An 11,515-nucleotide genomic window follows, 5' to 3' on the forward strand; every position below is an offset into this window, starting at 1 on the left:
ATTAAACATTATGCAGCGAAAGGAAGTCTTGAACCAAATCATAAAATCGATTCAGCTTATGGAAATCCAATTATGAATAATTTCGCGCATCAAAATAAATGTGTTGGTTAAATACCAGACCCTACGCGGTGAATCAATGCCAGGAGGGGTAAAACTTTGACGTATGCCACAAAAAAGCACCTGGAAAGGTGCTTTTTTACACAATATTAACGAGCTGGCATCACTGTTGCAGTTCTTTCTCGGTGAAGAGATCGGCAAACAGCGCGGTGCTTAAATAACGCTCACCCGAGGACGGTAGGATAACCACAATATTCTTATTGGTAAAGGCCTCATCTTCCTGGAGCTTAAGTGCGGCAGCGACGGCCGCGCCGGATGAGATACCGGCCAGAATGCCTTCTTCATCCATCAGACGACGTGCGGTAGAGATGGCTTCTTCGTTGGTGATAGCCACCACTTTATCAACCAGTTTCAGATCAAGGTTGCCCGGAATAAAGCCGGCGCCGATACCCTGAATTTTATGCGGACCTGGCTTTAGCTCAACGCCTGCCAGCGCCTGCGCGATAACCGGGGAGTCGGTCGGCTCAACCGCCACGGTGATCAGATCTTTTTTGCCTTTAGTGCCTTTGATATAGCGACTCACGCCGGTCAGCGTACCGCCGGTGCCGACGCCAGAGATAAAGACATCCACCTGGCCGTCCGTATCTTCCCAGATCTCCGGACCGGTGGTCTTTTCATGAATTTCCGGGTTTGCCGGATTGCTGAATTGCTGCAGCAGCAGATATTTTTCCGGGTCGCTGGCGACAATCTCTTCTGCTTTCTGAATGGCGCCTTTCATGCCCTTCGCGCCTTCGGTCAGCACCAGATTCGCGCCGAGTGCTTTCAGCAATTTACGACGTTCAATACTCATGGTTTCCGGCATGGTCAGCGTCAGCTTATAACCGCGCGCTGCCGCAACGTAGGCGAGAGCGATACCGGTGTTGCCGCTGGTCGGTTCAACCAGTTCAACGCCTGCTTTCAGTACACCGCGTTTTTCGGCATCCCAAATCATATTGGCACCGATTCGGCATTTTACGCTGAAGCTCGGGTTGCGTGATTCAACCTTTGCCAGGATGCGCCCGTTACCGATTCGGTTCAGTCGTACTAACGGCGTGTGGCCGATAGTCAGGGAGTTGTCTTCAAAAATCTTACTCATGGCCCGTCCTTAACTGTATGAAATTTGGGAGTACGGCTTCAGCATACCCGCTTAAAGAATATGCGGAAGTAAGGATTTAGCATATCTATATTCGGAAGGGAAATAATGGTAAGCCAGAAGGAATAAGGCGCGGTATATAGCCGCTGTGCTTCAGGCCGCGCTTTTGTTGGCCTGAAGCATTGAGACGCAAGGAGAGGACGGCTATTTCCACATGGCGTGTTTATCGCGATAGCAATCGACCCACATGGCCGTTGCGCCGCAAATGGCGACCGGCAGAATGACCAGGTTTAACACCGGGATCATCGTAAATAAGCTGGTCAGAGCGCCAAACTGCATATTGGTGACCTTACGGGTACGCAGCGCCTCGCGCATAGTTTTAAAAGGGACCTTGTGATTATCAAACGGATAATCGCAATACTGAATGGCCAGCATCCACGCACTAAACAGAAACCACAGTACCGGTGCCAGAGTCTGTCCAATCCCAGGAATGAAATAGAGTATCAGCAGTACGATAGCGCGCGGCAGGTACCAGGCAAACTTCTGCCACTCACGCTTCATAATGCGCGGCACGTCTTTCATGATGCCAAAAATGCCCACGTCCGGCGGCGTGGCGCCGGTCAGACGGGCTTCGAGCTGCTCAGCGAGCAGGCCGCTAAACGGCGCGGCAATCCAGTTGGCGATGGTGGAGAAGAAGTAACCGAACACTAACAGAATAGAGATGACCACGATGGGCCACAGCAGATAGTTCAGCCACTGTAGCCAGTCCGGGACATGGTTCATTAAGGATGGGATCCAGCTATCCAGGCGGGTGAACAGCCACCAGAAGGCGCCGCCCATCAGAATGATGTTAACTAACAAAGGCAAAAAAACGTAACGACGAATCCCCGGCAGCCCGATCAGTTTCCAGCCCTGCGAAAAATAGTAGACGCCGCTACGCGGGGTAGATGCGGATGTTGAAACCATGGTCAGGCGATGCTCCTCTTTTGACATCCTAACTGAATGCGCGCTTATTTTATCGGGTTGCCAGACAATAACCAGTTAGGAAATGTTCGAAAAAACAGCAAAAAGCACGATTTAGTTCATCTTTATGTAGTGAAAGCGGTAGACACACTTGCACTCGACGTAATCGGCAAATACTCTTAGTGAGTAAATTTTTGCCGTGGTGGCAAGGTGTTAGAACAACAGAGAATATAATGATGCAGGATTTGCGTCTGATATTAATCATTGTTGGCGCGATCGCCATACTCGCTTTACTGGTACACGGTTTCTGGACCAGCCGTAAAGAACGTTCCTCGATGTTTCGCGATCGCCCACTGAAACGTATGAAGTCTCGCGATGACGAAGAGTCTGAGAACGATGACTTTGATGACGATGTTGAAGGCGTAGGTGAAGTTCGCGTTCACCGGGTTAACCACGCCCCAAATGGCGTGCATGGGGAGCAAGAAGCACCTCGTCAGGCGCCGCCGCAACACCAATATCAGCCTCCTTACGAGCGTCAGGTTCAGCAGCCTGTGCGTGCGGAAGAACCGGTACGGCAGCAGCCCGCTCAGCATCAGGCGCCACAGCCTCATGTGCCGTCTCCTCAGGTGCAACAGCCACCGCAACCTGTTGCGCCGCAGCAACCTGTGCCGCCGCAATATCAGCCTCAGCAAGCGCCTCGGCAGCCGGTTGTTCAGAGTGCGCCGCCGCAGCCTGCTCAGGTACAGCAGCCGGCGCCGCAGCCTGTCGCCGCACAGCCTCAGCCGACAACTGAACCGCAGGTCTCCGAGCCTCAGCAGCCAGCGCCGCAGCCAAAAGAACGCAAAGAAACGGTTATCGTCATGAACGTTTCTGCGCATCAGGGCTCGCAGATTAACGGCGAAGTGCTGATTAACAGCATTCAGCAGGCGGGCTTTAAATTTGGTGATATGAATATCTTTCATCGCCATCTCAGCCCGGACGGCAGCGGTCAGGTTCTGTTCAGCCTGGCAAATATGGTTAAACCGGGTACCTTCAACCCTGACGGTATGGCCGATATGACCACGCCTGGGGTCACGATCTTTATGCAGGTGCCGTCGTTTGGTGATGAGCTACAGAACTTTAAACTGATGCTGCAATCCGCACAGTATATTGCCGATGAAGTCGGTGGTGTGGTGCTGGACGATCAGCGTCGGATGATGACCCCGCAAAAACTGCGCGAATATCAGGACCGTATTCGTGAAGTTAAAGAGGCTAACGCCTGATTTATTCCCCGGCGTTTCGTCTACCAATCCAGAACCCCCGCCTGCCGGGGGTTTTTTATCATTGATGGTGTGATATGGAACCGATCGAACAAAAGCTAACTGAACTGCGAACCACGCTTCGCCATCATGAATATCTGTACCACGTTATGGATACCCCGGAGATTGCCGATGCGGAATATGACCGCTTAATGCGCGAACTGCGCGAGCTTGAAGCCCTGCATCCGGAACTGATTACCTCTGACTCACCAACCCAACGCGTGGGCGCGGCGCCGCTGGCGTCATTCAGCCAGGTTCGCCATGAGGTTCCGATGCTGTCGCTGGACAACGTCTTTGATGAAGAGAGCTTCCTTGCCTTCAATAAGCGCGTTCAGGATCGACTGAAGAGCAGTGATGACCTGATTTATTGCTGCGAGTTAAAGCTGGACGGGCTGGCGGTCAGCATTTTGTATGAAAACGGCGTGCTGATTCAGGCGGCAACCCGTGGCGACGGTACCACCGGCGAAGATATCACCGCCAATGTCCGGACCATTCGCGCGATTCCGCTGAAACTGCGTGGCGATAATATTCCACTGCGGCTGGAGGTTCGCGGCGAGGTCTTCTTACCGCAGGCCGGCTTCGAAAAAATTAACGAGGAGGCCCGCCGTAGCGGAGGGAAAGTGTTTGCTAACCCACGCAACGCGGCGGCAGGCTCTCTGCGTCAGCTCGATCCGCGAATTACGGCGAAGCGACCGCTTACTTTCTTTTGCTACGGCGTAGGCGCGCTGAATGGCGGTGAGCTGCCGGAGAGTCATTCCGGCCGTCTGCGGCAGTTTAAAGCATGGGGGCTGCCGGTGAGCGACCGGGTGAAACTTTGCCATACCCCAGAGGAAGTGCTCACTTACTATCGTAAAGTTGAAGAGGACCGTCCGAATTTAGGTTTTGATATTGATGGCGTGGTCATCAAAGTCGATTCCCTGGTGCTTCAGGAACAGCTTGGCTTTGTGGCCCGTGCGCCACGTTGGGCGGTGGCGTTTAAGTTCCCGGCGCAGGAGCAAATGACGTTCGTGCGCGACGTAGAGTTTCAGGTGGGGCGTACCGGAGCCATCACGCCGGTGGCTCGCCTGGAGCCGGTGCATGTGGCCGGTGTTCTGGTGAGTAATGCTACTTTGCACAATGCCGATGAAATAGAGCGTCTGGGGCTGCGAATTGGCGATAAAGTGGTGATTCGCCGCGCGGGGGACGTGATTCCGCAGGTCGTCAACGTCGTACTTTCAGAGCGCCCGGAGGAGACGCGAGAAATCGTCTTCCCGACCCATTGTCCGGTGTGCAACTCTGATGTCGAGCGGGTCGAAGGCGAGGCGGTAACGCGCTGTACCGGCGGATTGATTTGCGGCGCCCAGCGCAAGGAAGCATTAAAACATTTCGTCTCCCGCCGCGCGTTAGATGTGGAGGGCATGGGGGACAAAATTATCGACCAGCTGGTTGAAAAAGAGTACGTCCACACCCCGGCGGATCTGTTTCGCTTAACCGCCGGGAAGCTCACCGGCCTGGATCGTATGGGGCCTAAATCAGCACAAAACGTGGTTAATGCCCTGGAAAAATCGAAAGCAACCACCTTTGCTCGTTTTCTCTACGCATTAGGCATTCGCGAAGTCGGCGAAGCAACGGCCGCCGGGCTGGCGTCCTGTTTCGCCACGATTGAAGCGCTGGAGCAGGCTACTATTGAGGAGCTGCAAAAAGTGCCGGATGTGGGAATTGTCGTGGCCACGCACGTCTTTCACTTCTTTGCTGAAGAGAACAACCGCGATGTGATCGCGCAGCTTCGCGCCGAAGGGGTCAACTGGCCTGCGCCGGTGGTGGTCAATGCCGAGGAGATTGATAGCCCGTTTGCCGGTAAAACGGTTGTCCTGACCGGCAGTCTCAGCCAGCTTTCTCGCGATGATGCGAAGGCGCGGCTGATGGCGCTGGGGGCGAAAGTCGCCGGCAGCGTCTCGAAGAAAACGGATCTGGTGATTGCCGGCGAAGCGGCGGGCTCTAAGCTTGCTAAAGCTCAGGAACTGGGCATTGCCGTCATTGACGAAGCCGAAATGCTACGGCTGCTGGGAGAATAACGTGGATAAAGCTCAGCTCATAGAGATTGCCAATACGGAAATGCCGTTTGGCAAATACAAAGGCCGTCGCCTGATTGATGTGCCGGAAGAGTATTTGCTGTGGTTTGCCCGTAAAGACCAGTTTCCTGCCGGCCATCTTGGCGAGCTGATGGCATTAACCTTGTTGATTAAAACGGAAGGGCTGACCCAGTTGGTTCAGCCCTTGAAGCAGCCGCGTTAGGCCTCAGAGGCGCGGGTTTTCTCCTGCGCCAGCCGTGCTTCAGCCTGCCGTTTGTAGCGTCGGGCCAGTACGGCGCATACCATCAGCTGGATCTGGTGGAAAATCATCAGCGGCAGCACCATGATCCCCAGAATCGAAGTCGGGAAGAGAATGTTGGCCATCGGTATGCCGTTTGCCAGACTCTTTTTCGAACCGCAGAAAACAATCGTGATTTCATCAGCTTTGTTAAAGCCACATTTGCGTGCGACGAAGATATTGATGGCAATCACGATAGCCAGCAGAACCACGCTGACGGCGACGATGAAGAGCAACGAGCCGACGCCGACTTTGTGCCAGATACCGTTCACAACCGCTTCGCTGAATGCGGAATAGACCACCAGCAGAATCGAAGTCTGGTCGGTTTTTGAGATCCACTTTTTATGCCGGGCAACCCAATCGCCAATCCATGGGCGAGAGAGGTGGCCAAGAACGAACGGCAGCAGAAGTTGCAGCATAATCTTGCCGACCTGTTCCAGGCTGCCGCCAGCGCCGTGCAGATTCATCAGCACACCGACCAATAGCGGCGAAATAAATATCCCCAGCAGACTCGAAGCCGATGCAGAGCAGACGGCTGCCGCGACGTTACCTCCCGCCAGCGAGGTAAAGGCAATAGCCGACTGAACGGTTGCAGGCAGAATGCAGAGATAGACAAATCCGGTATACAGCGCAGGGTCGACATTAATCGGCGCCCACCAGGCAAACAGCACGCCTAAAACCGGGAACACCACAAACGTGCTGCACATAACCCACAGATGCAAGCGCCAGTGGCCGCCACCGGCGATGATGGCCTCGCGGGAGAGTTTTGCCCCGTGCATAAAAAACAGCAGCGCAATGGCGGCGGTGGTTAAATTTTCAAAGAAGGGAACAAACTCGCCGCGGGCCGGGAAAAAAGAGGCCAGCAGCACCACGGTGACAAGAGTCAGAGTAAAGGGATCAAGAATGCGGAAAAGTTTCATAAACGCTCCTGAAAATCGATATCGCTATTGTGCTTTTTCTATTTTGAGAAATAAAATTAATTTATTGCATCCATTCATGAATAAAAAAGATGAATTATTCGCTTCGCCAGTTAAAGGTCTTCGTCACCGTCGCCAGAGCAAAAAGCTTCAGCCGGGCAGGGGAGATGATTGGTCTTAGTCAGTCTGCGGTCAGCCATAGCGTAAAAGAGCTGGAACACCAGACCGGCGTTCGTCTGCTCGACCGTACGACCCGGGAGGTGGTGCTGACGGAGGCGGGACAGCAGCTGGCCGGTCGTCTTGAGCGGCTGCTGGACGAACTGAACAGTACGCTGCGTGATGCCGGACGGGTCGGACAGCAGTTAACCGGAACCGTACGGGTAGCCGCCAGCCAGACGATTTCAGCGCACCTGATCCCACAATGTATTGCGCACAGTAATCAACGTTATCCGCAGATCGACTTTGTTCTGCACGATCGTCCGCAGCAGTGGGTGCTGGAAAGCATTCGCCAGGGGGAGGTGGATTTCGGTATTGTTATCGATCCCGGTGCGGCGACCGATCTGCAATGTGAAACGGTGCTGGCGGAACCTTTTTTGCTTTTATGTCGGGAGGATCATCCTTTTGCCGAAAGGGCATCGGTGAGCTGGCAGGAGCTTCACCACCAGCGACTGGTATTGCAGGATTATGCCTCTGGTAGCCGACCGTTGATTGATGCCGCCCTGGCGCATTTTGGCATTGACGCCAGTATTGTGCAGGAGATTGGGCATCCGGCTACGCTGTTTCCAATGGTGGAGTCAGGCATTGGCATCAGCATTCTACCGGCGTTGGCGCTGCCGTTGCCTCAAGGCAGCCATTTGCGGGTCAAGCGACTCACCCCGGTTGTTGAGCGTCAGCTGATGCTGGCGCAGCGTAAAAACCGCTCACTCTCTACCGCCGCGCAGGCGCTGTGGGAAGTCGTGCGTGAAGAGGGAAATACGCTGACCGCAGGCAGAACCGACGATCCGCTGTATCAGCGGTGAGGTCGGTGTGGCGCTAAGAAATAACAGAAAAGTGAGGGGAGAGCGGGTGGGTCGTGCAGGATATCACTCGTCTCATCCTGAGACTCGCCCTACGGGTCGCCGCAGGCGGCGATGCAAAATCGTTCCCGACGATTTTGTCGAACCTGCCGCAGATTCGAATCGTTAAATTCTGCGCATAGCAAAAATGCGCCTTTAGGGCGCCTTTTTACATTGGTGGGTCGTGCAGGATTCGAACCTGCGACCAATTGATTAAAAGTCAACTGCTCTACCAACTGAGCTAACGACCCGAAGTGGTGGGTGATGACGGGATCGAACCGCCGACCCCCTCCTTGTAAGGGAGGTGCTCTCCCAGCTGAGCTAATCACCCACTTCGGTACTTCACATTTTGACAAGAAATCCAGCTGGCGAGAAAGTGGTGGGTGATGACGGGATCGAACCGCCGACCCCCTCCTTGTAAGGGAGGTGCTCTCCCAGCTGAGCTAATCACCCACTTCTCAATTTCTTGCTACACGGCGGAGACTACCTAAGTAGTGGTGGGTGATGACGGGTTCGAACCGCCGACCCCCTCCTTGTAAGGGAGGTGCTCTCCCAGCTGAGCTAATCACCCCCGCTGTGTGGAGTCGCATTATAGGGAGAGTTGAAAATGAGTCAACGCCTTTTCTAAATAATTTGTTTGTTCGTCGTAAAATTAGCCAAAACGATCGCAAAAGCATCCGCGGAGCATGATTTATAAACAAAAATAGCAAAGCGTGACGTTCAGACCTGAACAACATTGAGGAATCAGCCCACGGTGTTAGAATATTCACCCATAAATACCCACGGACTCTGCCGGTTGTCGGCATCTTTATTAAACGTAAGGCCATTTCATGAAAATCAAAACTCGCTTCGCGCCCAGCCCGACAGGCTATCTGCACGTTGGCGGTGCGCGTACTGCTCTCTATTCCTGGCTTTTTGCTCGTCATAACGACGGTGAGTTTGTTCTGCGTATTGAAGACACCGATCTTGAACGCTCAACGCCGGAAGCAATTGAAGCCATCATGGATGGGATGAACTGGCTGAACCTGGAATGGGATGAAGGTCCGTACTTCCAGACCAAACGTTTTGACCGCTATAACGCCGTCATTGATGAAATGCTGGAAGCGGGTACCGCGTATAAATGCTATTGCTCCAAAGAGCGTCTGGATGCGCTGCGTGAAGAGCAGATGGCGAAGGGTGAAAAGCCGCGTTATGACGGGCGCTGCCGCCACGGCCATGAACATCATGCCGATAATGAACCTTGCGTGGTGCGTTTTGCTAACCCGCAAGACGGATCTGTTATTTTTGACGACCAGATCCGTGGGCCAATCGAATTCAGCAACCAGGAACTTGACGATCTGATTATCCGTCGTACCGATGGTTCTCCGACCTACAACTTCTGTGTGGTTGTGGATGACTGGGATATGGAGATCACCCACGTGATCCGCGGTGAAGACCATATCAACAACACCCCGCGTCAGATCAACATCCTGAAAGCGCTGAACGCGCCGGTCCCGGTATATGCCCACGTTTCCATGATTAATGGTGATGACGGTAAGAAACTCTCCAAACGCCATGGTGCCGTGAGCGTGATGCAGTATCGTGATGACGGCTACCTGCCGGAAGCGCTACTGAACTACCTGGTGCGTCTGGGCTGGTCCAGCGGCGACCAGGAGATCTTCAGCCGCGAAGAGATGATCAAGCTGTTCTCCCTCGGCGCGGTCAGCAAATCGGCCAGCGCATTCAATACGGATAAACTGCTGTGGTTGAACCATCACTATATTAATTCGATGGCGCCGGAATACGTGGCGACCTATCTGCAGTGGCATATTGAGCAGGAAAATATCGACACCCGCAACGGTCCGCAGCTGGCTGAGCTGGTCACTCTGCTGGGTGAACGTTGCAAAACGCTGAAAGAGATGGCGGCAAGCTGCCGTTATTTCTACGAAGAATTTGACGCGTTTGATGCTGACGCCGCGAAGAAACACCTGCGTCCGGTGGCTCGTCAGCCGCTGGAAGTCGTGCGTGACAAACTGTCTGCTATCACAGACTGGACAGCAGAAAATGTTCACCACGCTATTCAGGCGACGGCAGATGAGCTGGAGGTGGGGATGGGTAAAGTCGGGATGCCGCTGCGCGTTGCGGTAACCGGGGCTGGTCAGTCGCCGGCGCTTGACGTTACGGTCCACGCTATCGGTAAATCCCGCAGCGTAGAACGTATCAATAAAGCGCTGATTTTTATTGCAGAACGCGAAAACCAGCAATCCTGATTCAGGTTTGCTCGTCGAAGCTTAACGAAACGGCAGGTTATATCCTGCCGTTTTTTACTTATTTCTGACTGGCAATTCCGAGACGCGACAAGAATCCGCTGATTCCTTCACGGGCGAGAAGGTCCCGCAGGTGCTGTTGCTCTTCTATCGTCATAAGATGCAGCGTTTCGGCAATTTGCCGCCAGATAGCGCCCGCATCGTTAACAAAATAGTGGCTGGACGGTTCGGCCAACTGATGTTCCGTTAGCAGATGGCGGAGTGCCGGAATATTGGCCAGAAAATCGAGGACTGTCTTATCAATAATGATGAGACGAGCGCGGCCACCTTTGACGCCGGGAATGCTCTCCGTGCGCCATTGTTGTTCTCTGACCCAGCGATTAATCGTTTGTCTGGCCAGCCCAAGGCAATCTGCCAGCTCTGCCGGCGTCATTTTATCTTTTAGTTTCATCATTATATTACTGGTCACGAATATCCAGCCGCTGGAGTAACCCGCGAATGCCTTCGCGCAGTAGCAGCGACATCAACTGTTTTTGTTCCCCGGGCGTCATCTCTTTACTGAGCGTCAGCAGCAAGGGTTCAAGGTCGTTTTCTGCCGGGGAATAAGAAGGGGAGGGTTCCGCCACGCGCTGTGCGCTGCGAATAAATTCTTTAACCTGGTCATTAACGTGGACGAGACGCGCCTTACCGCCCTGCACGCCGGGACGAGGTGATGTTTGCCATCCCTCTTTACGTACCCATTTATTGATCGTCTGCCGGCTGAACCCGGTAAGATGCGCAATTTCTTCAGGTGTCATTCGTTCCTTGAGCATACTATTTCCTGAGTAAAAATGTGGGAATTAGTTGCTCATGTTATAGCATCCTTTTACATGAAAGAGTGACATGTTTAACGTCTACCTGCGATAAGGCTCGCAATGTCAGCAAGTTGCCTGCTTTTTCAGCGATCAAATGGTGAGGATTCATTTTGCCGTTGACACCTGACGAAGGAATTCATATTATGCCGCCCGTCAACACGACACGTTTTACGGTTCGGGGCTATAGCTCAGCTGGGAGAGCGCTTGCATGGCATGCAAGAGGTCAGCGGTTCGATCCCGCTTAGCTCCACCAAACACTGTTCCCATCAGGTTTGGTTCGTAAAACACTTTGTGGGGCTATAGCTCAGCTGGGAGAGCGCTTGCATGGCATGCAAGAGGTCAGCGGTTCGATCCCGCTTAGCTCCACCAAACACTGTTCCCATCAGGTTTGGTTCGTAAAACACTTTGTGGGGCTATAGCTCAGCTGGGAGAGCGCTTGCATGGCATGCAAGAGGTCAGCGGTTCGATCCCGCTTAGCTCCACCAAATTCAGAACCCTCGCTACGGCGGGGGTTTTTTTTATCATCGCGAATGTAAAGTACTTTCTGGTTAAGTCAGAAAACTTGCTGCTATCAGTATTCTGCGTAATTTAAGATTCTTCCCCAGGTTATTTCCTTGCCTGGATTTATTATCCCCTTTAGTATT

The 11,515-nt window shown here is 53.4% G+C and carries 10 protein-coding genes and 7 tRNA genes; 8 read left to right on the forward strand and 9 right to left on the reverse strand.

The window, feature by feature from the left end; all coding sequences use genetic code 11:
• Positions 1-220 precede the first annotated feature (220 nt).
• Entirely contained in the window at positions 221-1,192 is a 972-nt protein-coding gene (cysK, locus tag Electrica_RS06710) for a cysteine synthase A (RefSeq protein WP_095100420.1), read from the reverse strand.
• Positions 1,193-1,393: 201 nt separating this feature from the next.
• The gene (cysZ, locus tag Electrica_RS06715; RefSeq protein ID WP_131048817.1) at positions 1,394-2,155 is read right to left on the reverse strand and encodes a sulfate transporter CysZ; all 762 of its coding nucleotides are present in this window, start codon (positions 2,153-2,155) and stop codon (positions 1,394-1,396) included.
• A 230-nt stretch (positions 2,156-2,385) separates the two neighbouring features.
• On the opposite strand from cysZ, the gene zipA reads away from it, so the two are divergent.
• The 3 genes from zipA (at position 2,386) to Electrica_RS06730 (ending at position 5,724) form a co-directional block, all read left to right on the forward strand.
• On the forward strand, positions 2,386-3,414 hold the full coding sequence (gene zipA, locus Electrica_RS06720; RefSeq protein ID WP_167686223.1) for a cell division protein ZipA: 1,029 nt from the start codon (positions 2,386-2,388) through the stop codon (positions 3,412-3,414).
• Between the two features lie 74 nt (positions 3,415-3,488).
• Positions 3,489-5,504 carry an NAD-dependent DNA ligase LigA gene (gene ligA / locus Electrica_RS06725; protein WP_141964021.1) on the forward strand — a complete coding sequence of 672 codons (2,016 nt, stop codon included), beginning with the start codon at positions 3,489-3,491 and terminating at the stop codon, positions 5,502-5,504.
• A gap of 1 nt (position 5,505) precedes the next feature.
• Entirely contained in the window at positions 5,506-5,724 is a 219-nt protein-coding gene (locus tag Electrica_RS06730; RefSeq protein WP_013878164.1) for a DUF3820 family protein, read from the forward strand.
• On the opposite strand, the gene Electrica_RS06735 is transcribed toward Electrica_RS06730, so the two are convergent.
• Positions 5,721-6,719, reverse strand: coding sequence for a bile acid:sodium symporter family protein (locus Electrica_RS06735; protein ID WP_100683214.1), 999 nt, complete (start codon positions 6,717-6,719; stop codon positions 5,721-5,723). The two genes, Electrica_RS06730 and Electrica_RS06735, sit on opposite strands and share 4 nt — an antisense overlap.
• A gap of 89 nt (positions 6,720-6,808) precedes the next feature.
• Between Electrica_RS06735 and Electrica_RS06740 the strand changes: the two genes are divergently transcribed.
• Positions 6,809-7,735, forward strand: a complete 927-nt coding sequence (locus Electrica_RS06740) for a LysR family transcriptional regulator (protein WP_100683213.1) — start codon at positions 6,809-6,811, stop codon at positions 7,733-7,735.
• Positions 7,736-7,946: 211 nt separating this feature from the next.
• On the opposite strand, the gene Electrica_RS06745 is transcribed toward Electrica_RS06740, so the two are convergent.
• The 4 genes from Electrica_RS06745 to Electrica_RS06760 form a co-directional block, all read right to left on the reverse strand.
• A tRNA-Lys gene (locus tag Electrica_RS06745) sits at positions 7,947-8,022 on the reverse strand.
• 4 nt (positions 8,023-8,026) lie between these two features.
• Positions 8,027-8,102, reverse strand: a tRNA-Val gene (locus Electrica_RS06750).
• A gap of 46 nt (positions 8,103-8,148) precedes the next feature.
• A tRNA-Val gene (locus Electrica_RS06755) sits at positions 8,149-8,224 on the reverse strand.
• Between the two features lie 42 nt (positions 8,225-8,266).
• Positions 8,267-8,342 (reverse strand) — tRNA-Val (locus Electrica_RS06760).
• A gap of 259 nt (positions 8,343-8,601) precedes the next feature.
• On the opposite strand from Electrica_RS06760, the gene gltX reads away from it, so the two are divergent.
• Positions 8,602-10,020, forward strand: coding sequence for a glutamate--tRNA ligase (gltX, locus tag Electrica_RS06765; protein WP_141964023.1), 1,419 nt, complete (start codon positions 8,602-8,604; stop codon positions 10,018-10,020).
• Between the two features lie 58 nt (positions 10,021-10,078).
• Here the strand turns inward: gltX and Electrica_RS06770 are convergent, their stop codons facing one another.
• The gene (locus Electrica_RS06770) at positions 10,079-10,471 is read right to left on the reverse strand and encodes a YfeC-like transcriptional regulator (protein ID WP_100686528.1); all 393 of its coding nucleotides are present in this window, start codon (positions 10,469-10,471) and stop codon (positions 10,079-10,081) included.
• A 4-nt stretch (positions 10,472-10,475) separates the two neighbouring features.
• Entirely contained in the window at positions 10,476-10,829 is a 354-nt protein-coding gene (locus tag Electrica_RS06775; RefSeq protein ID WP_100686529.1) for a YfeC-like transcriptional regulator, read from the reverse strand.
• Between the two features lie 219 nt (positions 10,830-11,048).
• Here Electrica_RS06775 and Electrica_RS06780 point away from each other — a divergent pair.
• The 3 genes from Electrica_RS06780 to Electrica_RS06790 all read left to right on the forward strand — a co-directional run bounded on the left by Electrica_RS06780 (position 11,049) and on the right by Electrica_RS06790 (position 11,356).
• A tRNA-Ala gene (locus Electrica_RS06780) sits at positions 11,049-11,124 on the forward strand.
• 40 nt (positions 11,125-11,164) lie between these two features.
• Positions 11,165-11,240, forward strand: a tRNA-Ala gene (locus tag Electrica_RS06785).
• A 40-nt stretch (positions 11,241-11,280) separates the two neighbouring features.
• Positions 11,281-11,356: transfer RNA gene (locus tag Electrica_RS06790), tRNA-Ala, on the forward strand.
• Positions 11,357-11,515 lie beyond the last annotated feature (159 nt).

This window comes from Klebsiella electrica, from assembly GCF_006711645.1.
GTDB lineage: Bacteria > Pseudomonadota > Gammaproteobacteria > Enterobacterales > Enterobacteriaceae > Klebsiella > Klebsiella electrica.

What these genes read in the sequence shown, in the direction of transcription:
- cysK (WP_095100420.1), bottom strand. Translation starts at nt 1,192, where the DNA reads ATGAGTAAGATTTTTGAAGACAACTCCCTGACTATCGGCCACACGCCG.
- cysZ (WP_131048817.1), bottom strand. Translation starts at nt 2,155, where the DNA reads ATGGTTTCAACATCCGCATCTACCCCGCGTAGCGGCGTCTACTATTTT.
- zipA (WP_167686223.1), top strand. Translation starts at nt 2,386, where the DNA reads ATGATGCAGGATTTGCGTCTGATATTAATCATTGTTGGCGCGATCGCC.
- ligA (WP_141964021.1), top strand. Translation starts at nt 3,489, where the DNA reads ATGGAACCGATCGAACAAAAGCTAACTGAACTGCGAACCACGCTTCGC.
- Electrica_RS06735 (WP_100683214.1), bottom strand. Translation starts at nt 6,719, where the DNA reads ATGAAACTTTTCCGCATTCTTGATCCCTTTACTCTGACTCTTGTCACC.
- Electrica_RS06740 (WP_100683213.1), top strand. Translation starts at nt 6,809, where the DNA reads ATGAATTATTCGCTTCGCCAGTTAAAGGTCTTCGTCACCGTCGCCAGA.
- gltX (WP_141964023.1), top strand. Translation starts at nt 8,602, where the DNA reads ATGAAAATCAAAACTCGCTTCGCGCCCAGCCCGACAGGCTATCTGCAC.
- Electrica_RS06770 (WP_100686528.1), bottom strand. Translation starts at nt 10,471, where the DNA reads ATGATGAAACTAAAAGATAAAATGACGCCGGCAGAGCTGGCAGATTGC.
- Electrica_RS06775 (WP_100686529.1), bottom strand. Translation starts at nt 10,829, where the DNA reads ATGCTCAAGGAACGAATGACACCTGAAGAAATTGCGCATCTTACCGGG.